Genomic DNA, 24,001 nt, shown 5'->3' with positions numbered 1-24,001 from the left:
AAATCAATGGCTATTGGGGGAATGATAAAATTACGGGTAATACTGCCAATAATGTCATTATCGGTGGCGGTGGCGAGGACAATCTTAACGGAGGATTAGGGTCAGATCAACTAACAGGAGGTGAAGGTCGGGACCGTTTTATCTTCAACAGCGTTGATGAAATCGGTCAAGGTGCAAACCAAGACAAAATCCTCGATTTCAATACTGGTCTTGATACTATTGACATCTCTGGCATCGATGCCAACTCCCTCAGCGTTGGTAATCAGAGTTTCACGTTTATTGGTGCCTCGGATTTTTCAGGTCAAGCGGGACAACTGCGCTATATTGATGTCTCTGGCATCGATGCCAACTCCCTCAACGCTGGTAATCAGAGTTTCACGTTTATTGGTGCCTCGGATTTTTCAGGTCAAGCGGGACAACTGCGCTTTGACGGCGGTCTCCTTTGCGGGGATACCAACGGCGATGCAGTCAGCGACTTTCAATTGGCGATCGCTGGAGTGTATAGTTTACCTGTCACCAATATAGTGCTGTGACATCCTCTGGTTTGAGGCAATAAGCTCTTAGTGCATTTAACTGAGTGTCAGCAGAAGTCCCATCGCTAAAAGCGAGGGACTTCTTTGAAAGATGATCCGAATCAGCACCGGAACTGAAATTACTTTGATAACAAGGATTGCATTGCATCTTTCATATTCTGATCTGACAACGCCAGACATCTTCACCCCAAACAGGTTCGACATCGCAGAAATCCCCATCCTATGAGAATGGCGGTACATCCCACTCAAGACACCGTTACGGGGATCTATTCGAGATCGAACTCACGATGTTGCATAACCACGAGAAACTTGATATATTGGCAGTTGATAAATATTATTGAAAATTTACTGGAGGCATAAATATGTTATCAACTGATGTCAAACAAAAATCAATGATTAAGAGAATTGAGCAAGTTGTTTCTATTTTAATGGAAGACCGCCCTTTCTTTAAAGAGGAGCTTAATTATTCAGAAATGGTGAAACATTTGGTTAAATTATTTGAAAAAAATTTACCTTTTGAGGAATTTAACACTATGTCAGAGGCAGAATTGAAAGAGCATTGTAGCTTTATTATGGCTACAGAAATCTTATCAAAAATTGGCGGGGATTTTACTCCTGAACAAATGGCTATTTTCGATGAAGCAGTTAAGCGTAAATAGGTGATTATGAGTTATTTGCTAGATACTAATATCGTTTCTTTGATTATTAAGCGTAATCTTGAAATTTATCAAAAAATTGAAGATGTCAAAGCTCAAAGAAAAAGTATCTTTATCAGTTGTATTACTTATTTTGAAATTAAGAGGGGATTTTTGGCAGTTGCTGCACCTAAACAAAGAGAAAGATTTAACAAACTTTGTCAGGATTATCAAATTATTTTATTAGATGATTTAGCTATTTTAGAAAAAGCAGCCGAAATTCATGCTGATCTTAGATTAAGAGGATTACCCATACAAACAGAAGATATTTTAATTGCTGCTACTGCTATAGTTAAAAGTTTAATTGTTGTTTCTAATGACGGTGATTTCTTGAGGGTTGAAGGATTAAGTTTAGAGAATTGGGTAGAGTTATAAATTGAACCCAATCTTTAAGTCATCCGCCATATTTTAATAGCTTGAGTCAGTAAAAAGGTGCGTTAACGTAGTGTAACGCACCCTGCAAAGTTGGCGTACTGCTACGCAGTGCCTTTGGCATCGCACTGTCAGGGGGGCGGTGATTTTTCCCGTGTTACTATCAAAATTAGGAGAAAGTGGCCTAATATATATATGAGGGTACTTATTTCCTATTAAAAACCGCCAACAACGAAATGAAAACTTTAAATCAGAATCCCTTGCAAGTAGAGGGAGGAGAAAACCTGCCCCTACTTTACGAAATTGATCAACATTTTTGGTTAGAGGAAACGATAAAACTCCTCCAAGAAAATCGCTTAGATGAATTAGATGTAATCCATTTAATTGAGGAATTAGAAAGCTTGAGTAAAAGAGATAAAAACCGAGTCAGTAGCTTACTTGAACAAGTAATCAGGCATTTATTACTTTTACACTATTGGACAACAGAAGCAGAAAGAAATCGGAATCATTGGCGAGCAGAAATTATCAGTTTTCGCACTCAATTAAGAAAATATCTAACGACAACTTTACAGGATTATTTAGCTGAGGAATTACCGATAATCTATCAGGATGCTTTAGCCTATGTTCAAGAAAAAACTGGTTTTTCTAGCAATTTTCCCCCAGAATGTCCTTACAGTTTAGAGCAATTATTAGATAAAAATTGGTTCAACTGTGAAGATTAGACATTAAAGATGATAAAATTATCAAGGAAAGCCGTTCTAAAACGATGGGTTTTTTAACCCAAATTTGCGATAATAAGATGCGCTTAAATTATCAACTTGGCATCAATGCAGATTTTTAGCTCTTTTATCTCATCTACGGCGACTTTTGCCGAATTATCCCTACAAGCGGCCAAGGCCCCTGCTGATACCCTCACCGGTTGGTCATTAGAGGATCGCGATCCGCAGGTGATCGAAAAATTTGTCCCCCTTCTGGATTGGTTTTATCACCATTATTTTCGCGTTAAAACCGATGGTTGGGAAAATATTCCCCCCTCAGGACAGGTATTATTCATCGGCTCCCATAACGGCGGTTTAGCGGCTCCCGATATGTTTATGATGATGTATGATTGGTTCCAACGCTTTGGCAGCGATCGCTTAATCTATGGTTTGATGCATTCGCGAGTCTGGCAAGTTTTCGCACCCCAAGCGCATCTAGCGGCCCAAATGGGGGCCGTTCATGCTCATCCGAAAATGGCGATTGCTGCTTTAAATAGTGGCGCTAGTGTCTTAATTTATCCCGGAGGTGCTACCGATGTTTTCCGTCCCCACAGTTTAAGAAATAAAATTCATTTTGCTGGTAATCAAGCTTTTGTTAAACTAGCTTTACAGTACGAAGTGCCGATTATTCCCGCCATTTCCCACGGCGCTCACTCGACCCTGTTTGTCCTCGACGATATTTATCCTCAATTAAAAGAATTGCATAAAAAGGGTATGCCTTGGCCTTTCGGTATTGACCCCGAGACCTGTCCCATCTATTTCGGTTTACCCTGGGGACTAGCTATCGGTCCCTTGCCGAATATTCCCTTACCCGTATCGATACAGACGCGGGTTTGTCCCCCGATTATTTTTGAACGTTACGGCAAAAAAGCGGCCCGGGATCGCCGTTATGTACGCGAATGTTATGAGAAAGTCTGTTATTTGATGCAGCAGCAACTTGATCAATTAGTGGCAGCCAATTCTCCCCGATCCTAACCACGGGAAAGTTGGGACAAAGCGATCCCCATTGAGCATTTTTTCGGTCAGATTAACCCGCTTGTGAGATAATGAAGTGTTTTGAGCAAAGTTATCAGGACAAAGTTTTCTCTTGAGATTTGACGATTATTTGGGGAATGCAGAAAATTATGAAACTATTACCCGCAGAATGCCAGCATTTACAAGACAAAGTAGCCATAGTAACCGGGGCCTCGCGAGGGATCGGTAAAGCGATCGCCTTAGAATTAGCCAGCCAAGGTGCTACTGTAGTGGTGAACTATGCTAAATCTAGCAGTGCTGCCGATGCCGTTGTCGAAGAAATTACTGCAGCCGGGGGAAAGGCAATAGCTCTACAAGCAGATGTGGCTAAAAGCGAAGAAGTGGATAATTTAGTAGATAGTACCAAAGAAAAATTCGGTCATATTGATGTCTTAGTTAATAATGCCGGTATTACCCGGGATACCCTGATGTTAAGAATGAAATTAGAAGACTGGCAAGCGGTCATCGATCTCAATTTAACCGGAGTTTTTCTCTGCACTCGCGCCGTCAGTAAATTGATGTTAAAACAGAAAAGCGGCCGCATAATTAACATCACTTCTGTATCCGGTTTGATGGGTAATCCGGGTCAATCTAATTACAGCGCCGCTAAAGCCGGTGTTATCGGTTTAACGAAAACTTTAGCCAAAGAATTTGCCAGTCGAGGCATCACTGTTAATGCCGTGGCCCCCGGCTTTATTGAAACCGATATGACTCATGACCTCAAAGCAGATGAAATTCTCAAATATATTCCCCTCTCCCGTTATGGAAAACCGGAAGAAGTCGCCGGGATGGTGCGTTTTTTAGCCGCCGATCCCGCCGCTATTTATATCACCGGTCAAGTCTTTAATGTCGATGGTGGTATGGTTATGGCTTAATTCAGTTATCAGTTATCAGTTATCAGTGATTAGTTATCAGATTAAAGTGGTAAGTTTTAAGTTTTAAATTTTAAGTTTTAAATGATATTATTCACCGATCAATCTTCACTAATTACTAATTACTGATTACTGTTCACTGATTACTGATTACTGTTCACTGATTACTGTTCACTGATTACTGTTCACTGATTACTGTTCACTGATTACTGTTCACTGAAAATGACTTACTGTTTAGGAATTATCAATCGTTTTGGCATTGTTATGGGTGCGGATTCTCGTACGAATGCGGGAGTCGATTATATCTCGGCCTATCGGAAATTATTTGATTTTTCTCAGTCGGGAGAAAGAGTAATTATGGTCTGTACATCAGGCAATTTATCGATTAGCCAAGGAGTGATTCACGAACTAAAAAGAGATCTGCACAATCAAGAGGATAAAAATCTCCATGCTCTGACTCATCTCTACGATATCGCCCACTATATCGGTGATAAAAGTCGTCAAGTACAAGCTAGGGAAAGAACTTGGCTAGAACAAGATAAGATTGATTTTCAATGTAACTTTATTCTTGGGGGACAAATTAAAGGAGAAGAACCGCAATTATTCCTGATTTATCCCCAGGGAAATCATATTCAAGCCACCAAAGAAACGCCCTTTTTACAGATAGGTGAAACTAAATACGGTAAACCGATTCTCGATCGCACTATTACCTATGATACACCCCTAGAGGAAATGGCTAAATGTGCCTTACTTTCCATCGATTCGACCATGAAATCGAATATTTCCGTCGGACCGCCTATCTATTTGAGTATGTATGAAGCTAATAGCCTAACCCTACGTCATAAGTTACAATTGCGCCTAGGAGACCCCTACCTAGCCAAAATGCGAAAACTCTGGGAGGATTACGTCCGGCAAGCTTTCGAGGCTATGCCCAATGTGGAATGGCATTATACCGATGAAGACCCAAAAGAAGATATCATAATAGATTAAGTAACTCTTTGTGAATTAACTTTACAACTCGATGATCATTGTTACCTTGATGTTGGCAGGTAGTCTAGCTTGGTTTTTTAGTACCCTTGCTGGTGGCGGCAGTCCCCTGATTCTACTCCCCGTTTTAGGTTGGTTTCTCGATGCTGCCGTCATTCCTCCAGTTTTGACCACGGGGATGCTAATCGGTAACGTCCAACGCATGGGAATGTATTGGCGCGCCATTGACTGGCCCTCGACGGTGTGGTATTTACCTGGGGCAATTATGGGATCTACCCTCGGCGCTTTTGTCTTTGCCCATTTACAATTCAAATGGTTGCCGCTAGTTTTGGGAATTTTTCTGGTTTTCTCCTCGCTTAAACAATTATTTCCCCAAGAAGAAAATCCTTTTTTTGAGATTAAAACCTGGTATTTTATGCCCTCGGGATTTATCTACGCTTTCCTATCGGGATTAGTCGGTAGTACTGGCCCGATGATGAACCTGTTTTATATCAACTATGGGCTAGTTAAAGAACCAATGGTGGCAACGAAATCCGTTCACATGGTAGTGGTTCATGTGGCCAAATTAATCGCTTACGCGGCCTTTGGAGTTTTACATCTGCCCTTTCTTGGTTACGGTTTATTATTAGGATTAGCGGCCTGGCCAGGCAATTGGTTAGGACAAAAAGTTTTAGAAAAAATGAGTCCCCAACAATTTAAACAAGCAGTGATGTTATTCGTTTCGATGAGTGGCTTATTGATGATCTGGCGAGAACGCGGCATCATCTTTTAAAATTTTGCTGACAAAGGGACAAATTTTGCTAAAATACTAGATAAAGGTGAATTGTACTAAGTCTATGTAATACACCGATAACCGTTAAAATTGCTCCTTGACTAACCCCGCAGCTGAAAATGACAGAAACCGCCAATTTTACCCTCGAACAAGGTTTAGAACGCTACCAACAGGGAGAAAGCGCCGCCAGTTTATTGCCGGAATTTAAACAATTAAGCGATCGCGCTCCTAAAAATGCTGCCGTTTGGTCCTGTTTAGCTTGGTTATATATGCTCACCGATAAACCGGAATTAGCCCTAAAAGCCGCCCAAAAAGCCGTAAAACTCGATAAAGTTTCCCCCCAAAACCGGATCAATTTGGTTTTAGCTATGTTAGAAACCAAAACCGCCGGAGTTAGAGAACATATCGAACTGGTGCAACAATTAGTTAGTTTAAACAAAGAAGTTCGCCAAGAAGTGGATGAAAATATCGCCGATGGTTTAGCTAGAAAACCCGATTGGAAAAGTTTAGAACGCATCAAAGCTTGGTTAAATGAATAAGAATATGGAATTATCAAGACAGTTATTACTCGGCTTAAAAGCCAATGATTTTCGGCATCCCATCGACCTAGAGGCAACTAATTCCCTCAAACAATTGCCTGGGTTAGATATAGCCGTGAGAAGTTTATTAGGTTCCGTAGCTGAAGAATTCTTTTACTTAAATAATATTGGTGCTAGTGTTTTGGTGGGAGAAAAACAATTACCCGACCTGCATAATCTACTCCTAGAAGCTTGCCGAATTCTCGACTTAGAACCACCTCAATTATACATTCAACAAAACCCCGTTCCTAACGCCTATACATTCGCCATGCGCGGCAAAAAACCGTTTATGGTTATACACACTTCCCTAATCGAAATGCTAAATCCCGCAGAAATTCAAGCGGTAATGGCCCACGAATTAGGTCATCTCAAATGTGAACACGGCGTTTATCTGACTTTAGCCAATATTATGGTCCTAGCGGCGGGATTACTGCCCAATTGGGGGACAATGTTAGCACGATCCCTACAACAGAGAATGTTAGCATGGGTGCGCTGCGCCGAGTTTAGTTGCGATCGAGCGGCATTATTGGCAGTTCAAGACCCAAAAATCGTCATGTCGGTGTTAATGAAGTTAGCCGGAGGTTCCCCCAGTCTCGCACCTTTATTAAATTTAGAGGCTTTTATCGATCAGGCCAAGTCCTACGATGCCGTCAGCGCCTCGGAAATGGGCGAAATGTTAAAGGGTTTGCAAACCCAACAGTTAACCCATCCCCTCCCCGTCCTGCGCGCGCGAGAAATCGATCGTTGGGCCGGTTCCCCCGATTATCAAAATTTGTTAAAAGGGCCAAAAATGGGTTATAATGATAAGGTTAATGCCAAGGGCGAATGGCGAAATTGGTAGACGCACCACACTCAAAATGTGGCGAGGCAGCCCCTCATGTCGGTTCGAGTCCGACTCCGCCCATCAAATTACAGTAATTTCTGGCTATTATGGTCTAGAAATATCCCAGAATATTAGCCTAGTTTAGATTTGATTAGTTTTTATCCTGATACTCATACCTGTATTAAGAATAAAATTATTTATCTCACACCAGGTCAGAATTTCTGGGTCTAATGTTTCCTTTTCTGGTGCATTGGGTTCTCCGATTGCCCAAACCACTAAATCTCTATTTTTTCTCCGTAATTGCTTAACATAAAATGGGTCAATATTGTCATCCATCAGATATTGCAACATCATAAACTTTGCCTTTTTGCTTGTCTTTCCGCTTTAATTTTCATTAATTTCTGTACGACAGTCGAAGGATTTTGTTTTGGTTACTCACGCATTTTTTGACCCCATTCTCACCCATCAGCTATGTAGGGTCTGCTGAAAAAGTTTTTCCTAGAAGCAGGGTGTAGGGTGTGGGGTGTGGGGTTTTACCGATTTTGAGGGGGTCAATTACCTAATTTTCAGGGAAAAAGTACCTGAATTTCCCCCTGATCACTCCCAGGCCAGGCACTTTTGGATTTCAAAAAGGTCGAAAAGTCTTATCCAACAAGGTTTTTAGATTTATTCAGCAAACCCTATGTATTGCTTAACTTATGCTTGGTTGTGGAGATAAGATAAAATTGTCGCCTAAACTTGTTCTCAACTCAGGGAAGGATAAATCTTAGGGATTTCTTCGGGAGTACCAGCGCAATAAATCTATTGATAAAGAATAGTTTCAATGCCAATCCGCAGACCTTTGAGCCGAAGGAAATGTTGGGATTAACCAGGATTTGTTATAATTAATCTTAATAGACAGTCGCTCGAGAGAAACAATATGTTAAATGCAGTGGAATTTAAAGCCAAAATCAAACAAGGTATCATCGAAATTCCCGAAGAATACCAACAGGACTTGAGGGAAGACAGCGAAGTTCAAGTTATTGTGATCAAACAAAATAAAAAAATATCAACCACTGGAATCATTGCCCAATTAACTCAGAAACCCGTTGCTGTTAAAGGTATTCGTCAATTAAATCGGGAAGAAATTCATCAGCTATAATTATGACCAATTCTCTTTATTTTTGTGATTCTAATATCTGGCTCTACCGTCTTTTAATAGACCCAGAGTGTAACGATGCTGCAGAAAGGCGAAAACGCAATCTAGCGGCCGCTTTAACTAGGGTCTGCTGAAAAAGTTTTTCGGTGGGGGTAGGAGTCAGGAGTCAGGAGTCAGGAGTCAGGAGTTTCAGGCTTTGTTGCCAATCCTATTTTCTTGCACTAACATCGGACTTTAACAGGTCAAAAGCTTTATTTTAAAAGGGTTTTACCATTATTCAGCAAGCCCTAACTAGCAGGGAAAATATCTTAATCAGTACGCAAATTATTAATGAAGTTTGCGCTGTTTTATCCAAAAAAGCTAAAATAAGTGAAGTTCAAATTAGACAAATTATTCAAGAATTTTACGATGGATGTCTTGTTATTCAACTTGATCGCAATATTATTTTAAGAGCCTCTGAACTCCGCACTCAATACAGTTTTTCTTTTTGGGATAGTTTAATTGTAGCTAGTGCCTTAGCATCCGAGGCTAATATTCTTTACTCTGAAGATATGCAGGATGGATTAATAATATCCAATCAACTAACTTTAATTAATCCCTTTCGAGCGAGTTGATTATCAGTGTGATATTATTAAATTACTCATTAAATCAATAGTGATGAATAGGCAACAAAAGCGAGTTTTATCCCTATTTTCTGGCTGCGGGGGAATGGACTTAGGATTAGAGGGAGGTTTTTGGGTACACCAAGACTGTGTTAATGAAAATATTCATCAAGATTGGATAGTAGAAAGACGGGAACCATGGCTAAAACTACCGCGCACTACTTTTGAAACTGTCTTTGCTAATGATATAACTAAAGCTGCTCATAATGCTTGGATTCCCTACTTTGAAAAAAGGGGTAAAAAGAATGTATTTCACTTGGGGAGTATTGTAGATTTAGTCAAACAAGCAGAAAAAGGAGAGTTTCAGTTTCCCAGTAATATCGATGTAGTAACGGGAGGTTTTCCCTGTCAAGATTTTAGTGTTTCAGGAAAAAGAAAGGGGTTTAATTCTCACAAAAGTCACACGGGGAAACTACTAGATGAGAGTGAAGATAGTTTTCAGGATAATCGCGGGAAACTCTATCATTGGATGAAAAGAGTTATTGAATTAACCTTACCTAAAGTTTTTATTGCTGAAAATGTCAAAGGTTTAATGTCTTTAGCTAATGTTAAAGATATTATAGAACAGGATTTTAGTGCCATTGGTAAAGATGGATATATAGTTATCCCTAAACTTCTCTTTGCTCCCGATTACGGAATTCCCCAAACTAGGGAAAGAATTATCTTTATTGGTTTAAATAAAACCTATTTAAAAGCGACAGCGATAGCACATCTAGAAAATAATGATATTTTTCCCCGTCCAACCCATGAATTTAAAACTTACAGTACAGTAGGTCAGATATTATCAGGTTTAGCAGAACCAGAAGATGAGTTATTTGACCTCTCACAAAAAAGCTACTCAAAAGCTAAATATTATGGTAAAACTCAGGGACAAATCGAGGTTAATTTACAGGGTTTAAGTCCGACTATTCGCTCGGAACATCACGGTAATATTGAATTTAGGAGATTATCTTTAGAATTAGGGGGCAAGATAGTTAATGAGTTAGAAGCAGGGTTAAAAATGAGACGTTTAACTGTGCGGGAATGTGCGAGAATACAGACTTTTCCCGATGATTTTCAATTTGTGCGTCAACAAAACAAGGGAGATGAAAAATATTCACTTTCGGCTACGGATGGTTACAAACTAATTGGTAATGCTGTGCCACCTTTACTTGCTTACCACATGGCTAAACATTTAGAAAATCAATGGGATTATTTGTTTGAAGATATTTATTCAGCTACCCAAAATTTATGTGTAGCATTGCCTTAATAATTTCTGCTAATTAGGGTCTGCTGAAAAAGTTTTTCGGTGGTGGTAGGAGTCAGGAGTCAGGAGTCAGGAGCCGGTCGTTTCAGGCTTTGTTGCCCTTGTTTTTTGTACCAAGCGATGTACTATAAGAAGGATAATGCAAGGTTTTTGGCCCCTACCATTGGTGCGATAATATTATTGTCGGGGCGAATTGTATTCGCCCTCTTTTAATAACTTCTGCTGCTCACCATAAGTGAGAGAAAGTCACAAATATATAAGATGCACCCGTTCGGAATCAGGGAAAACTGCAAAATTTCCCTAACCCGAACTAACCTTGATTACAAAACCTTATGGGTGTGAGAATGTTGTTTGACGTTATCCTCCGTCCGCACGACATGAACAGCATTCAAGATGCGTTTTTTCTCCAGGGAAAAGTTTAAATCGTCTTTTTGGCTGCCCAAGGAGATTAACCCTTGCAGGTGGGGTTGATTTTTGTAGGTGCGAGTGGCCGCAATCGCCCTTTCGACAAAATTCTCGCATAATTGGGTATTATCGGGAAAATTACTGGGTATTTGAGGATTATCGTCCTGAAAAACCTCTCCTAAACTCATAGCGCGGGCAAATTCGTAGGAAGTGGGAACTCCTTTGACAATTGCCTCTAGGGCTGCCGAGGGAATCGGTTCTAACACCGCCACTTTTTCTAATTCTCCCTCCTGTTTGAGAAAACAAATCGCTAAACCGAATACACAATAATCATCTTTTGTCAAGTCAGAAATGTTTAAGAATTGTGTCGCTGTGGCCATTATTTTTATCCTGAGTCGCTCTTTATTTAATCTTGCTGGTGATGAGCGATCGAATCAAGGTTTTTATTAAGAGATATGAAGGAGAAAAATTTAGCCGGGTTGGGCGACGCTAACCCACCCCCAGACGGAAAAAACTGAGAGCTGTTAGACTAGAAACCAGCCGATTAACTGATAAACCAGCTTTATGTCACCCACTCTACTCATCTCCAAAGAACTCCCCACCCTGAAATATAATCCTAGTCTGGAGCGCTTTGATAGCTCTTGGGCGGCTCCCTTGTCCACTCTCCTAGGACTGGGACGGGCTGCCGGGGCAACTTTTATCGAATTTTTCCTCGAAAGAGTCAACTATATCAGTTGTTTAGCCGAAGATGACACCATCACCAGTCTCTCACCGAAACTATCTACAGGGGCAGGAATCCGCCTTTTTCGCGGTAAAGCTGATTGTTATGTCAGTACCAACGATTTAAGCTTCCAAGGCTTAAAAAATGCCCTAGAAAAAGGTTTATCGATTCTCGGTTTAAACCTACCCGGTCCTAACGCGTATATTCCCGAAATCAATCTGGAAATGTTCCGGGATTATGCCACGGTCAAAAATAAAGATATTTGGCTGAATAATTGCAGTTCTTTGGGAGAAATGGGTGATATTCTGCTAAATGCTAACCTTCAACTCAATCAGAAAGCCTCTCACGTCCAATCTCGTCGCGCCGCTTATTTTCGCGATTGGCAAGAAGTTTTAGTTGCCGCTAGTGATGGCACTTTTGCCCGGGATATTCGCCTCACCCAATCGGTGGGCTATAATCTCCTCTGTGCCGATGGGACCAATCGTTCTAGCATTGGTAAACGGTTGGGTAGTACCAGTAATCCCGATTTTCTGCGGACGTGGAATGCCGAGGAAGCGGCGGCAGAAGTGGCCGCATCGGCGGGTAAAATGCTTTACGCTGACTATGTAGAATCTGGCAGTTATCCCATCGTCATGGCCAATGAATTTGGCGGTGTTATCTTCCACGAAGCCTGTGGACATTTGCTAGAAACTACCCAAATCGAGCAAAAAACCACACCCTTTCTCGATAAAAAAGGCGAAAAAATCGCCCACGAAAACCTGACGGCTTGGGACGAAGGATTATCCGATAAAGCTTTCGGTACTATCGATATGGACGATGAGGGAATGCCGGCCCAGCGTACTCTCCTAATTGAAAATGGTATCCTAAAAAACTTCATTGCCGATCGCACTGGTTCAATGAAAACCGGTCATCCGCGCACAGGTAGCGGTCGCCGTCAAAACTACACCTATGCCGCCGCTAGTCGGATGCGGAATACCTACATCGCTCCCGGGGAATATACCCTCGATAATCTCTTTAATTCCATCGATAAAGGCATTTATTGCAAAAAAATGGGCGGTGGTAGTGTGGGGGCCACCGGTGAATTTAATTTCGCCGTCGAGGAAGCTTATCTTATCGAAAACGGCAACCTGACTAAACCCCTGAAAGGCGCGACTTTAATCGGTTCAGCTAAGGAGATTATGAATAAAATCTCTATGTGTTCCCAAGATTTAGGTCTAGCGGCGGGTTTTTGCGGTTCCGTCAGTGGTAGCGTTTATGTCACCGTTGGTCAACCCCATTTAAAAGTAGATTCTATTACCGTTGGCGGTCGTTAATCATGGCTTTAGTAATCCTCTACTATTTCCTCATTGCCATCATGATAGTGGGGATAATTGGCGAACTGCTGCCCGCTGTCCCCGGCATGAGTTTGATTTTAATCGCCATGCTGGTATGGGGTTTTGTCACCAAATTCGCGGGGATGGGGGTCGCTTTAGCCGTGGCCTTTGTTATCCTTCTCCTCAGTCTGGGGGTGGAATTCCTCGCTAGTTATCTCGGCGCCCAAAAAGTTGGGGCCAGCAATTGGAGTCAAATCGGGCTAGTAGTGGGCTTATTAGCGGGAATATTCGGGCTTTTACCCGCTTTACCCATTGGCGGCCCAATTATCGGCTTATTTATCGGTCCGGTGGTGGGGGCTTTTTTGGGAGAATACGCCTATCGTCGCGATTTGGAATTAACCCCCCGTTTGCAACAATCCCTAAAAGTCTGTGTCGGTATCGTCGTCGGTACGGTTATCGGTCACGTTGCTAAAGCTATGCTGGCCACGGCTGCCGTTATCGTCTTTATTGTCACCACCTGGCCTAATTTAGCCAATTTAGGCTAAGTATAGCTATCAGCCGTCAGGAGACAGGATTCAGCTTTTATTTATTCTCCCCATCACCCCAACCCCCAACCCCCAACCCCCAACCCCTAACCCCCCATAAATCTATGCCAAAAGTTGAAGATATTGCCCAAATAGCTAATTCTAGCGCCCAAGCTTTAGGAATTGCTAAATACGACATCTATGGTTCTTCTGTCGATGAAACCGATGTGGATGTGTTTCAAGGGGAACCCAAACAGGTACAAGCTTCCAATCGTTCCAGCGTTATCGTTCGCGTCTGGAATCGGGATAATCAAGTTGGTGTCACCTCGACCACCGATGTGGACCCGGTGGGACTGCAATTAGCCCTGAAAACCGCCCAAGAAGCCAGCTTTTTTGGCGTTAAGGAAAATGTCCCCGATTTTAGTCCCGCAGCCACTGCACCTACCACAGAAGTGGCCAGCGAAATGTCTAATCAAGCAGCTGTATCCACTCTCATCGATAAGTTATTAGCCGCCGAAAAATCTTTACTAGCGGCCCATCCGGCTATTGCCAGTGTTCCCTATAACGGTTTGGGACAACAGCAGGTCAGACGTTTTTATCTCAATAGCGACGGGGCAATGCGTCAGGAAGCGCGTAGTTATGCCAGTGTGTATTTATACACCAAAACCGAACAGGAAGGCAAAAAACCCCGCAGCGCCGGCGCTTTTCGGGTCAGTCCGGGCCTGGAAAAATTAGATATCGATGGTTGCATCGAGGAAGCGATTACCAAAACTGTTAGCCATCTGGACTATCAACCGATTATCACGGGTAAATATTTAGTGGTTTTTGCCCCTCGCGCCTTTTTGAGTCTAATGGGAGCATTTTCTAATCTGTTTAATGCCCAAAATGTCCTTGATAAACAGAGTCTTTCTACTCCAGAATCCCTAGGAACACAAATCGCAGCCACTGCCTTAAATTTGTGCGATGATGCCCTCCATCCGGCTAATGTTGCCGCCGAAACTTTTGATAGTGAAGGCACTCCCACCCATCGTGTGGAATTAATTAAAGAGGGGATTTTGAGTAATTTTCTCCATAGCACGATTACCGCTAAACGGATGAATACGGAACCCACTGGCAACGGTAACATTGGGTCAAAAGTAACGGTTAGTCCCCATTTTTATCACGTTTTTGCTAGTGCTAATCAACCAAAGAGCTATTCTTTGGAAACAGCAGAAAATGTGGTTTTAATTGATAGTTTACAGGCACTTCATGCAGGAGTTAATTCTCTACAAGGTTCCTTCTCTTTGCCGTTTGATGGTTGGTTAGTTAACAAAAATGAGCGCGTTAGCATCGATTCCGCTACCGTAGCCGGAGATATTTTAACACTGCTGAAATCGATTGTTTATCTGGAACCAGAAGCAGTTATCACTCCCAGTGGTGTTTGTCCCTACGTTTGGGTAGAAGGTTTATCAATCACAGGAGAAGCTTAACACTATACCGGAGCAAAAATAGGGGGTATTAATCAGGGTAATACCCCCGCAAAGTGGGCAAGCTGTTGACTATCCAAATTACTTCTTAAACTGCACCAGAATTGGGACTGGGGAGAATAAATAAAAATAATCTCCCATCTCCCCAAAACGAAAACTTCATACCTCACCATTAAGATAACTGCTATAAGAACTATTTTTCAGCCGGGGGAAACCAATTATCATCTAATGTTTGTTCGAGGGATATATGAGCGTCTGAATTGAGGGAAAAAAGCTGAGAAACCGATTTAATCGCCACTGGATAAACCTTATCATACATAACTGCTAATTCTGGCCGTAAGCTGGGACTATCTTCTAAACGATGCTGAATTTGGGCGCGAAAATTGACTATTTCTGCCGCCCAATGATTACCTGACCGTTTTTTTTCTTCTTGCCAATAAGCCAGCTTTAAAAGATGTTCGATAAGACGGGTTAACAGACTCATTAAAGCTCGTCTATCACTTTTCCCCATACTCTCGATTTCTTCAATTAAATTATCCCAATCCACCTGCTCAAAATTACGCTCTTGTAACTGTTTTACCGTCTCTTTTAGCCATTGATTATAATCAGTTTCGTAGGCAGTTGACGACATAATTTAACTCTCCATAGAAAATTACTTAGTAGATTAAGAAAGGTTAATGGGTGTATCCATTGATAGATAGGGGTTTTCGGCTATTGTAGTAGATATCTATGGGGGAAATCCAGATATATTCTAGAACGTGAGGTGTGGAACCTGACGCGATTGCCCATAAAAATGCCAGGTTTTTGAACGTGGACTCGTTGAACCAAGAATCCCGAAGTGCTTAGTGGGGTGGGAGTATCAATCGGATTCTCTAAAGAAACCCGCTTTCTGACTTGTAGTAAGATTGAGGGCATAGTATGGCAATTTTGCAGGCGATGAAGGCAGCGGCAGTTATTGAACAGTACAAAAACGGGCGGCGGGATTTCCGGGGGGAATCCTTGCGGGGTGGTAACTTTCGCAGTGCGGACTTAGCGGGGGCGGATTTCAGTGGTTGTGATATACGCGGGGCAAATTTTAGTCGGGCGAATTTGACGGGGGTGAAGTTTGCTGGGGCGACGGCGGGATTGCCGAAGCGGTGGGTGGTGATTTTGTTGGGGTTGGCTTTGGTGTTAATTGTGATTTCGAGTTTTTTCTCCGCCTTCGGCGGTTATATGGTGGGCTTAATTTTTTATTCCAATCCAGAAAACCAAGTTGCTGGTTGGTCCACCTTAATTTTTCTCATCTGTTTTTGCGCTGTCACTTGGCGTAAAAATATTTTGGCCTTCGCCATAGCCGTAGCCGTAGCCGTAGCCGGAGCCGTAGCCGGAGCCCTAGCCGGAGCCTCAGCCCTAGCCGGAGCCGGAGCCGGAGCTGGAGCCGTAGCCCTAGACGTAGCCTTAGCCCTAGCCAGAGCCTTCGCCGTAGCCGGAGCCGGAGCCGTAGCCGGAGCCGGAGCCGGAGCCGTAGCCGGAGCCGTAGCCGGAGCCGGAGCCGGAGCCGGAGCCGTAGCCGGAGCCGGAGCCGGAGCCGGAGCCTTAGCTGTAGCCGTAGCTATATCCGTAGCCCTAGCCGTAGCCATATCCGTAGCCGTAGCCGGAACCGTAACCGCAGCCGTAGCCATATCCGTAGCCGTAGCCTTATTTTATTGTTGGCTCGGTTGGCTGACCCTTAAACAAGAACACCGCGATCCTTGGTTGCGTAAAATTGTGATAGCCTTTGCTGCTATTGGTGGCACATCCTTTTTTCAAGCCAATTTAACCGCAACAGATTTTACAGGAGCCACCTTAAAAAGTACCAATTTTAATCAGGCAATCTTGAATAAAACAATTTTTAAACAAGCAATTAAATTGGAATTAGCCCGCCCCGGCAATACCTTATTAGCCAATCCCCAAATTAGAGAATTTCTGATTGATTCCCGCACCGGAGCCGGAAAAGACTTTGCCCAAGCCAATTTACGGGGGGCATACCTAGACGGGGCAAACCTGCAAACTGCCAACTTGCGCCTAGCGAATATCAGTGAAGCCAGCTTGCAATACGCCAACCTTGCCGGGGCAAACCTCACCGAAGTCAACGCCGTCAACACCGATTTGCGCCATGCTACTCTGACGGGTGCTTGCGTGGAAAATTGGAATATTGATGCCACCACCCAACTGGATGAGATTGACTGCCAGTATATTTACCTGCTTAATGGGCAAAAAGAACGCCGCCCCAGCAGTGGTGAATTTCAACCAGGGGAATTTACTAAATTGTTTGCCGAAATGTTCGACACCGTTGACCTCATTTTCCGCAATGGGGTGGATTGGAAAGCTTTCATTGCCGCCTTAAAAGAAGTACAAGTGCAGAATGAAGATACGCCGCTTCAGGTGCAGAGCATTGCCAATAAAGGAGATGGCGTGATAGTGGTAAAAGTCCATGTACCGCCCGATACTGATAAAGAGAAAATTCATCAAGAATTTAACCAAAATTATCAACTACAACTCGCAGCCATCGAAGCGCAATATAAGGCACAACTCACCGCCAAAGATGAGGAAATAATTGCCATCTATCGCCAACAAAGTGTTGATATGATGGAAATTACCAAAACCCTCGCCAACCGTCCCATCCATGTAGAAGCAAAAGCCATGAGCAATAGTAACGACAGTTCCCCAAATATTAACATCGGCGACATCATTAATTCCGTCGTTAACCTCGGCGAAATCATCGGCGATGTAACTAATACCATTAACCAAATTGCATCCGACGCTTCCCCAGAAAACGCCCAACTCAAAGCCCTACTGCAAGAACTGACTCAGGCGATTGAAATTGACAGCCATTTAGATGCAGAAGAAAAAGCCGAAGCCGCCAACCAAGTGAAAAAGATTGCCCAAGCTAGTCAAAATCCTGATGATGCCGGATTGCAAAAGAAAGCCCAACGAGCAGTTAATTTTCTCGAAACAATTGCTAAAGCTTTGGAACCTGCCAGCAAACTTGCCCAAGCCTGTCAAAAAGCCTTACCGATAATTTTGGGAATATTAGGCTTCTGATAGGTTTATAGTTGCGCTTTAGCGCAGTCCTAGTTAGGGCTAGAGCATCCTCGTAACTGTTTTACCGTCTCTTTTAGCCATTGATTATAATCAGTTTCGTAGGCAGTTGATGACATAATTTAACTCTCCATAGAAAATTACTTAAATGGCTTTCTATCTAGGAGAAGCCGAATTTTGTTCAAAAGTTAACTCCTCTAACACTTCCGTAACCAACTTGCCATTGGCTAAACGCTTTAAACTTCTAATCTGAATATTTACTTTGGGAGTTTCTTCTAACTGTTCAATCAAAAAATCTGCATATTTGATTATTGCCTCACGCGCCGCACTTTTTTTAGTCCAAACTTGCGCCATTTCTAACATATTAGTAACCCCAATAAACTCCTCTCCCTCCCCATCTAAACTATGATTAGCTGCATAGGCATTAGCAGTAGGACACAACAATAAAACATAGCCTAAATGTCCTTTTGTTGCTGTGCCAAATCCTTTAGCCATAAAAAATTCTCCTCAAGATAACAAATCGATTGCGATTGTCGATGATAGCTGAGATTCTATCACTTGATGACCGAGATTAACCGGTCGAGCATTTCCCTCTACCGGCGCGCAATAACGGGGAATTGGACTAGAAACGAGGCTAATATGACGGTCACTCACCGCTAATCCATGGGTAGGATCATAGCCTTTCCAGCCGCCCCCCGGCAAATACACCTCTACCCAAGCGTGTAAATATCTTTCTCCTTGGTCTAAATCTCCTTCTTGATAGCCACTGACAAAACGGGAAGCCAATCCCACACAGCGACACACATCCATAAATAAAACCACAAAATCGCGACAGGAACCCTGCTTATTTTTCCAAGTGTTTCCGGGTAGATAGGGTTCCCCAGTAAGACGAATAATTTGCTGACAATTTCGGTAAATTTTGTCATTAAGATTAAACAGGAAAGATAGCACCTGTCCCTCGGTTTCCCGCATAACTTCTTGGGCTAATGCTGCCACATCAGGGTCATTAGCTAACCCATAAAATTGTCTGTAGGGTTGTAATTGACTGTGGAGAGAAATGGGATAATCAAAGGGTAAACAGGTCGCCCAAGGTTCCAACAAATACTGAAAAGGATTAACTCCATGGGTTTCTACTTCACTCACCACATCAATTAATAATTCTTCCGTCGGTTGATTAAACCAAATTTGTAAACAAGAATTGCCATCGAGGTCGATAATATTAGTTATCGTTAAAGGTTCCGGGTTAATTTTGAGCGTGAACTCTCGTAAAGTTTGCCCACCATCGGATTTTGGTCGCAAGCGCAGCAGATGGGGCGATAAAATCACGGGTTGATTATAGAAATAGTTAGTTTGATGCCGAATGTGATAACGCATTAAGTTGTTAATTGTGATTGATATTGAAAGTTATTTACTGGCAGAGGTGAGGCAAGTTCAGGATTAAAAACGAAGAAAGTTTCTGTCATTTTTATTCCCACATCATTAACTCTTTTTTGAATATGGTCGAGGAATTCATGTAATCCCGTTTCAATAATATCCTCGATAGTTAGATAACTCATTTCCGCACCAAGTCGCCCTAAACTTCTTTCTACCGAATTCCCCCAAGTTCCTATAGGAGTACCAGTAACTTGATGCAAACAGTGGTCTAATTCCCGCAGACAAAAGTGAATTGAACGAGGAAATTCTCGATTAAGAATTAAAAATTCGGCCACGTCACTAGGAGTAATCCGTCGTTGACATTTACGATACATTTCGTAGGCACTCACCGACCGCAGTAAAGCAATCCATTGAATTTGGTCTAGAGAAGTTCCTACCCATTGAGCGGAAGGTAAGAGATAATAGTATTTAACATCAAGAATTCTGGCGGTTTTATCGGCGCGTTCCTGTAATCTTCCCATAACGCCAAAATGCCAACCTTCATTATGAGTCATCGTTGCATCCATCACCCCCGCAAAACGGTGACTAGCCAATTTAACTTGGGTAAAAAAGTTCGGTAAAGTAGTTTGAGGATGGTAAGAGGAAGCATCTTTTACCATCAAGAAAAAACCATTAACCTGTTCCCACATTTCCGAAGAAATAATCTCGCGAACTGACCGAGCATTTTCTCGCGCCCAGCGCAAACAAGAGATAATTGAACTACTATATTCCGTGTCAAATGTCAAGAAATTGATCACATTTTCTGCGGTGGCTGTGCCGTAACGTTTCTTGAATTGTTCTAAATCTCCCGTGGTTAAAACCAAAGGTTCCCACTGTTGCAAAACACTGGTAGGTACATCTAACATTAAATTAAGGTTAACATCCATAAACCGGGCGACATTTTCTGCCCGTTCAATATAGCGATTTAACCAATAAATTGAATCGGCAACTCTACTAAGCATAATTAACCAGGAAAAAGTGAAGAGGTTAGGGTGGGTTAGTAACCCAGCAAAATTTTGATTATTGTCTTGATTACTTGGTTAAAACCCAAGTATCTTTACTGCCACCACCTTGAGAAGAATTAACCACTAAAGAACCCTTTTTCAAAGCCACGCGAGTTAACCCCCCGGGATGCACATAAATTTCATCGCCACGATGGAGAATATAGGGACGTAAATCCACATGACGACCTTCAATTTCCGTGTCAATTAAAGTGGGAACCCTAGAAAGACTTAACACTGGTTGAGCGATATAATTGCGGGGATTAGCGGCAATGCGTGGGGCAAATTCTGCCCTTTGTTCGGGGGTAGCTTGAGAACCGACTAACATCCCATAACCTCCCGACTCATTAGCGGCTTTCACAACTAATTTATCGAGATTATTTAAAACATAATCTAAGTCCTTTTCTCGCCAACAAAGATAGGTAGGAACGTTATTTAAAATCGCTTCTTCTCGCAGATAATAACGAATCATATCGGGGACAAAAGCATAAATAACCTTATCATCGGCGACTCCCGTACCCGGGGCATTAGCTAAAGCGACGCGACCTTCCTGGAAAACTTTTAATAATCCGGGTACACCTAACATCGAATCGGGACGAAAAACCGCCGGATCTAAAAAGTCATCATCGAGGCGACGATATACCACATCTACCCGTCTTAATCCCTTAGTGGTTTTCATTTGTAGATAACCATCAAAGACGACTAAATCACGCCCTTCCACTAATTCTACCCCCATTTGTTGGGCAATAAAAGAATGTTCAAAGTAGGCAGAATTATAGGTTCCGGGGGTTAAAACCACCACGGTGGGATTAGGCAATTGGGGCGGTGCTAAATTAAGGAGAGTTTCCAACAGATGGGAAGGATAATCATCCACCGGTTTAACATTCATTGTCTGGAAAATATCGGGGAAGGTGCTTTTCATTACCCGACGATTTTCGAGGACATAAGAAATACCGGAAGGAACCCGCAAATTATCCTCTAAAACGTACCATTGACCATCCTTATCGCGGACTAAATCGGTTCCCGTGATGTGACACCAGATACCTCCGGCGGGTTTCAGTCCCACACAGGGTTTCAGAAATCCCGTTGCCGAGGCGATTAATTCGGGGGGAATAATGCCATCTTTAATGATTAACTGGTCATTGTAGATATCGGAGAGAAAAAGATTGAGAGCTTTGATGCGTTGTTTCAGGCCTCTTTCTAAATAATCCCAGTCCTCAGCCGAGACAATTCGGGGAATAATATCAAAAGGAAAGATTTTTTCCACCCCTTGATTGTCGCTATAGACATTGAAAGTCACCCCCAATTCAAACAGGGCCGACTGAGCGGTTTCCCGGTGTTGTTGAAGTTCTCGGGGGGGCAGATTCTGCAACCATTTGATTAAAGGGGACGCGTGGGGACGAGGTTGACCATCATCTAAGAATAGTTCGTCGTAGAAGCCTTCGGGATCGTAGGTATTTAATAGCACACTGACCTCATTTCATACCTTACCAAAATTTTGGGTTAAAGCCCCGTCCTTTTAGGACGGCTTGATGTTAAAATAAAACTGGTTTGAATCCCCTGAGTGGGCGGTAGTGAATGGCTCGATTGAGTTGAACCCTGGAACTCGAAAGTCTGCATAAGAGACAAAAAGGGATATTCTAGTAGGTTCGGTTCAGACATAATCGTGTAAGACCTAAGTAAGGGAAACCAGAAAGGGCTGTGATGAGCTTCGAGAATCCTCACTCCTTTAAGCCCAGGAGTGTCAACTATTCCCAGTGTCGGACAATTGTACCGATTTTTTGTAGTCTAGGAGACATTTTAAGGGAAATTTTAGGAAGTTAGCCGTTTTTCGGGGCTGGCGATCGCCCCTCGATCCCCACTGGTGGAGAAACCTGACAAGAGCGAGAATTAGACCTGAAAACTGTGTTACATTTTTTAAAGGTCACACCTTAAATCTTTCATTTTTCTTACTGGTTACGCAATGTTTACCAAACAAGTAACGGATTCCAAAGCCTATCAATGGTTTCAGGAACGCTTAGAAATTCAAGGGATCGCTGATGATATCAGCACCAAATACGTTCCCCCCCACGTTAATATCTTCTACTGTCTGGGGGGTATCACCCTTGTGTGCTTCGTGATCCAGTTTGCCACTGGTTTCGCCATGACCTTCTACTACAAACCCACTGTAGCAGAGGCCCTCTCCTCCGTACAGTACATCATGAACGAAGTCAACTTTGGTTGGTTAATTCGTTCTATCCATCGCTGGTCTGCCAGTATGATGGTCTTAATGATGATCCTGCACGTTTTCCGCGTCTATCTGACCGGTGGCTTCAAAAAACCTCGCGAATTAACCTGGGTAACTGGGGTTGTCTTGGCCGTGATCACCGTTACCTTCGGTGTCACCGGTTACTCCTTACCCTGGGATCAGGTGGGCTACTGGGCGGTTAAAATCGTTTCTGGTGTACCTGCTGCTATTCCCGTCGTCGGCGATCAACTCGTCACCCTGATGCGCGGTAGCGAAAGCGTCGGTCAAGCAACTTTAACCCGTTTCTACAGCTTACATACCTTTGTCCTGCCCTGGTCGATCGCGGTCTTCATGTTGCTACATTTCTTGATGATCCGTAAACAAGGCATTTCTGGGCCTCTATAATTCAGAAAAGTATCTCTGTCGATCCGAAATCATTTTTAGGAGACATTATCCATGTCCACATTAAAAAAGCCCGATCTCAGCGATCCCGCTCTGCGCGCTAAGTTGGCTAAAGGGATGGGTCACAACTACTACGGTGAACCCGCTTGGCCTAACGATCTGCTCTATATCTTCCCGGTGGTTATCTTTGGTACGATCGGACTCTGCACCGGTTTAGCGATTATGGATCCCACCATGATCGGTGAACCTGCCGATCCTTTCGCTACTCCCCTAGAAATTCTGCCAGAGTGGTATCTTTATCCCGTTTTCCAAATTCTCCGTATTCTTCCTAACAAACTCTTAGGTATCGCTTGCATGGCCGGCGTTCCCCTAGGCTTGATGTTAGTTCCCTTTATTGAAAGCGTCAATAAATTCCAAAATCCCTTCCGTCGTCCCGTCGCTACCGCTATCTTCCTATTTGGTACTGTGGTCACGATCTGGTTAGGTATTGGTGCCACTTTCCCCATCGATATATCTTTAACTCTCGGTTTGTTCTAAGTTACTGAACACCACCGGTTTGTTGCCCACGCTTGTGATTCCTGACTTTGGAAGAGCGATCGTGGGCAATTTTAATTTTGATTTCTTCTATCTCAAGGTCGCGAGAGGACTCCCGTTAACCGCTACGCAGTTTAACGGGAAGTGACAATGATTAAAAGTATAACGGCGAGAGAAATTTTCAAAAAGTGTCCTCAAGTGAAAAAGCAGTTGTGGGGAGGAGAGTTTTGGAGTGATGGATATTACGCAAGTACGGTAGGAAAGCATGGGGATGAAGGTATGATAGCGAGATATGTAAAAGAACAAGATAAAGAATACCTGCAGCTACACCAAAATCTACAATTGAGTATATTTTGATTCTGATACCCCGTCCGCTTGCGGCGGGGTAGTTCATTCAAAGCCCCTCGATTTTTGTTGAAAGTACAGAGTAAGCTTAAATTGCTACAAAGACGCTTGCAACATCAAGTCAAAGGCTCGAACAATTG

27 protein-coding genes, 1 tRNA gene and 2 pseudogenes are annotated in these 24,001 nt (G+C 42.9%); 22 read left to right on the top strand and 8 right to left on the bottom strand.

Going from position 1 to position 24,001, the window contains the following annotated elements:
• From BGL89_RS20135 to BGL89_RS20085, 11 genes are all read left to right on the top strand, one after another.
• Positions 1–533, top strand: a 533-nt coding sequence (locus BGL89_RS20135; RefSeq protein ID WP_286827305.1) for a M10 family metallopeptidase C-terminal domain-containing protein, incomplete at its 5' end; no start/stop codon positions are given.
• 362 nt (positions 534–895) lie between these two features.
• Positions 896–1,192, top strand: a complete 297-nt coding sequence (locus BGL89_RS20130) for a hypothetical protein (protein WP_286827304.1) — start codon at positions 896–898, stop codon at positions 1,190–1,192.
• Between the two features lie 6 nt (positions 1,193–1,198).
• The gene (locus BGL89_RS20125) at positions 1,199–1,603 is read left to right on the top strand and encodes a type II toxin-antitoxin system VapC family toxin (protein WP_286827303.1); all 405 of its coding nucleotides are present in this window, start codon (positions 1,199–1,201) and stop codon (positions 1,601–1,603) included.
• A gap of 233 nt (positions 1,604–1,836) precedes the next feature.
• Positions 1,837–2,322 carry a DUF29 domain-containing protein gene (locus BGL89_RS20120; RefSeq protein WP_286827302.1) on the top strand — a complete coding sequence of 162 codons (486 nt, stop codon included), beginning with the start codon at positions 1,837–1,839 and terminating at the stop codon, positions 2,320–2,322.
• Between the two features lie 105 nt (positions 2,323–2,427).
• Positions 2,428–3,333: a lysophospholipid acyltransferase family protein gene (locus tag BGL89_RS20115; protein WP_286827300.1), complete on the top strand. Its 906-nt coding sequence runs from the start codon at positions 2,428–2,430 to the stop codon at positions 3,331–3,333.
• Positions 3,334–3,470: 137 nt separating this feature from the next.
• Positions 3,471–4,247, top strand: coding sequence for a 3-oxoacyl-[acyl-carrier-protein] reductase (gene fabG, locus BGL89_RS20110; protein WP_002782849.1), 777 nt, complete (start codon positions 3,471–3,473; stop codon positions 4,245–4,247).
• Between the two features lie 219 nt (positions 4,248–4,466).
• Entirely contained in the window at positions 4,467–5,234 is a 768-nt protein-coding gene (locus BGL89_RS20105) for a proteasome-type protease (RefSeq protein ID WP_286827299.1), read from the top strand.
• A gap of 31 nt (positions 5,235–5,265) precedes the next feature.
• The gene (locus tag BGL89_RS20100; protein ID WP_286827298.1) at positions 5,266–6,003 is read left to right on the top strand and encodes a sulfite exporter TauE/SafE family protein; all 738 of its coding nucleotides are present in this window, start codon (positions 5,266–5,268) and stop codon (positions 6,001–6,003) included.
• Between the two features lie 119 nt (positions 6,004–6,122).
• Positions 6,123–6,542, top strand: a complete 420-nt coding sequence (locus BGL89_RS20095; RefSeq protein ID WP_286827297.1) for a tetratricopeptide repeat protein — start codon at positions 6,123–6,125, stop codon at positions 6,540–6,542.
• Positions 6,535–7,422 carry a M48 family metallopeptidase gene (locus BGL89_RS20090; RefSeq protein ID WP_286827296.1) on the top strand — a complete coding sequence of 296 codons (888 nt, stop codon included), beginning with the start codon at positions 6,535–6,537 and terminating at the stop codon, positions 7,420–7,422. Before BGL89_RS20095 ends, BGL89_RS20090 begins: the two co-directional genes overlap by 8 nt.
• Positions 7,401–7,485 (top strand) — tRNA-Leu (locus BGL89_RS20085). The genes BGL89_RS20090 and BGL89_RS20085 overlap by 22 nt, the downstream gene beginning before the upstream one ends.
• A gap of 60 nt (positions 7,486–7,545) precedes the next feature.
• Here the strand turns inward: BGL89_RS20085 and BGL89_RS20080 are convergent.
• Positions 7,546–7,740, bottom strand: a complete 195-nt coding sequence (locus tag BGL89_RS20080; protein ID WP_190722684.1) for a hypothetical protein — start codon at positions 7,738–7,740, stop codon at positions 7,546–7,548.
• 583 nt (positions 7,741–8,323) lie between these two features.
• On the opposite strand from BGL89_RS20080, the gene BGL89_RS20075 reads away from it, so the two are divergent.
• From BGL89_RS20075 to BGL89_RS20060, 4 genes are all read left to right on the top strand, one after another.
• Positions 8,324–8,545, top strand: coding sequence for a hypothetical protein (locus BGL89_RS20075; RefSeq protein ID WP_079208850.1), 222 nt, complete (start codon positions 8,324–8,326; stop codon positions 8,543–8,545).
• Positions 8,546–8,547: 2 nt separating this feature from the next.
• Positions 8,548–8,676, top strand: a complete 129-nt coding sequence (locus tag BGL89_RS20070; protein WP_286827295.1) for a hypothetical protein — start codon at positions 8,548–8,550, stop codon at positions 8,674–8,676.
• 138 nt (positions 8,677–8,814) lie between these two features.
• On the top strand, positions 8,815–9,156 hold the full coding sequence (locus tag BGL89_RS20065) for a PIN domain-containing protein (RefSeq protein WP_353743965.1): 342 nt from the start codon (positions 8,815–8,817) through the stop codon (positions 9,154–9,156).
• Positions 9,157–9,199: 43 nt separating this feature from the next.
• Entirely contained in the window at positions 9,200–10,453 is a 1,254-nt protein-coding gene (locus BGL89_RS20060) for a DNA cytosine methyltransferase (RefSeq protein WP_286827293.1), read from the top strand.
• Positions 10,454–10,770: 317 nt separating this feature from the next.
• Here BGL89_RS20060 and BGL89_RS20055 read toward each other — a convergent pair whose 3' ends face one another.
• Complete coding sequence (locus tag BGL89_RS20055) at positions 10,771–11,235, bottom strand: hypothetical protein (RefSeq protein ID WP_286827292.1); 465 nt, start codon at positions 11,233–11,235, stop codon at positions 10,771–10,773.
• A 184-nt stretch (positions 11,236–11,419) separates the two neighbouring features.
• Here BGL89_RS20055 and BGL89_RS20050 point away from each other — a divergent pair, with 184 nt between their 5' ends.
• The 3 genes from BGL89_RS20050 to BGL89_RS20040 all read left to right on the top strand — a co-directional run bounded on the left by BGL89_RS20050 (position 11,420) and on the right by BGL89_RS20040 (position 14,882).
• Positions 11,420–12,889, top strand: coding sequence for a TldD/PmbA family protein (locus tag BGL89_RS20050; RefSeq protein ID WP_286827291.1), 1,470 nt, complete (start codon positions 11,420–11,422; stop codon positions 12,887–12,889).
• Positions 12,890–12,891: 2 nt separating this feature from the next.
• On the top strand, positions 12,892–13,434 hold the full coding sequence (locus tag BGL89_RS20045; RefSeq protein ID WP_286827290.1) for a DUF456 domain-containing protein: 543 nt from the start codon (positions 12,892–12,894) through the stop codon (positions 13,432–13,434).
• A 104-nt stretch (positions 13,435–13,538) separates the two neighbouring features.
• Positions 13,539–14,882 carry a TldD/PmbA family protein gene (locus BGL89_RS20040; RefSeq protein WP_286827289.1) on the top strand — a complete coding sequence of 448 codons (1,344 nt, stop codon included), beginning with the start codon at positions 13,539–13,541 and terminating at the stop codon, positions 14,880–14,882.
• Positions 14,883–15,072: 190 nt separating this feature from the next.
• Here the strand turns inward: BGL89_RS20040 and BGL89_RS20035 are convergent, their stop codons facing one another.
• Positions 15,073–15,510, bottom strand: coding sequence for a DUF29 domain-containing protein (locus BGL89_RS20035; RefSeq protein ID WP_286827288.1), 438 nt, complete (start codon positions 15,508–15,510; stop codon positions 15,073–15,075).
• A gap of 287 nt (positions 15,511–15,797) precedes the next feature.
• Between BGL89_RS20035 and BGL89_RS20030 the strand changes: the two genes are divergently transcribed.
• On the top strand, positions 15,798–17,942 hold the full coding sequence (locus BGL89_RS20030; protein WP_502692646.1) for a pentapeptide repeat-containing protein: 2,145 nt from the start codon (positions 15,798–15,800) through the stop codon (positions 17,940–17,942).
• 50 nt (positions 17,943–17,992) lie between these two features.
• Here BGL89_RS20030 and BGL89_RS21560 read toward each other — a convergent pair.
• From BGL89_RS21560 to BGL89_RS20010, 5 genes and pseudogenes are all read right to left on the bottom strand, one after another.
• Positions 17,993–18,058: pseudogene (locus BGL89_RS21560) on the bottom strand (DUF29 domain-containing protein); the annotation flags it as partial.
• Positions 18,059–18,095: 37 nt separating this feature from the next.
• The gene (locus BGL89_RS20025) at positions 18,096–18,434 is read right to left on the bottom strand and encodes a hypothetical protein (RefSeq protein WP_286827287.1); all 339 of its coding nucleotides are present in this window, start codon (positions 18,432–18,434) and stop codon (positions 18,096–18,098) included.
• A 12-nt stretch (positions 18,435–18,446) separates the two neighbouring features.
• Complete coding sequence (locus BGL89_RS20020) at positions 18,447–19,313, bottom strand: transglutaminase family protein (RefSeq protein WP_286827286.1); 867 nt, start codon at positions 19,311–19,313, stop codon at positions 18,447–18,449.
• Positions 19,313–20,314, bottom strand: a complete 1,002-nt coding sequence (locus BGL89_RS20015; RefSeq protein ID WP_286827285.1) for an alpha-E domain-containing protein — start codon at positions 20,312–20,314, stop codon at positions 19,313–19,315. Before BGL89_RS20015 ends, BGL89_RS20020 begins: the two co-directional genes overlap by 1 nt.
• A gap of 70 nt (positions 20,315–20,384) precedes the next feature.
• Entirely contained in the window at positions 20,385–21,821 is a 1,437-nt protein-coding gene (locus tag BGL89_RS20010; protein ID WP_286827284.1) for a circularly permuted type 2 ATP-grasp protein, read from the bottom strand.
• A gap of 495 nt (positions 21,822–22,316) precedes the next feature.
• Here BGL89_RS20010 and petB point away from each other — a divergent pair, with 495 nt between their 5' ends.
• From petB to BGL89_RS19995, 3 genes and pseudogenes are all read left to right on the top strand, one after another.
• Positions 22,317–22,985 carry a cytochrome b6 gene (gene petB, locus BGL89_RS20005; protein ID WP_002798126.1) on the top strand — a complete coding sequence of 223 codons (669 nt, stop codon included), beginning with the start codon at positions 22,317–22,319 and terminating at the stop codon, positions 22,983–22,985.
• A 51-nt stretch (positions 22,986–23,036) separates the two neighbouring features.
• Complete coding sequence (gene petD / locus BGL89_RS20000) at positions 23,037–23,519, top strand: cytochrome b6-f complex subunit IV (protein ID WP_286827283.1); 483 nt, start codon at positions 23,037–23,039, stop codon at positions 23,517–23,519.
• 141 nt (positions 23,520–23,660) lie between these two features.
• A pseudogene (locus tag BGL89_RS19995) lies at positions 23,661–23,873 on the top strand (transposase); the annotation flags it as partial.
• Between the last annotated feature and the right edge of the window lie 128 nt (positions 23,874–24,001).

The sequence above is a fragment of the Microcystis sp. LSC13-02 genome (assembly GCA_002282935.1).
Taxonomy (GTDB): Bacteria; Cyanobacteriota; Cyanobacteriia; order Cyanobacteriales; family Microcystaceae; genus Microcystis.
Note: the sequence above shows the minus strand (reverse complement) of the source record. Positions and strands in the feature narration are given on the sequence as shown.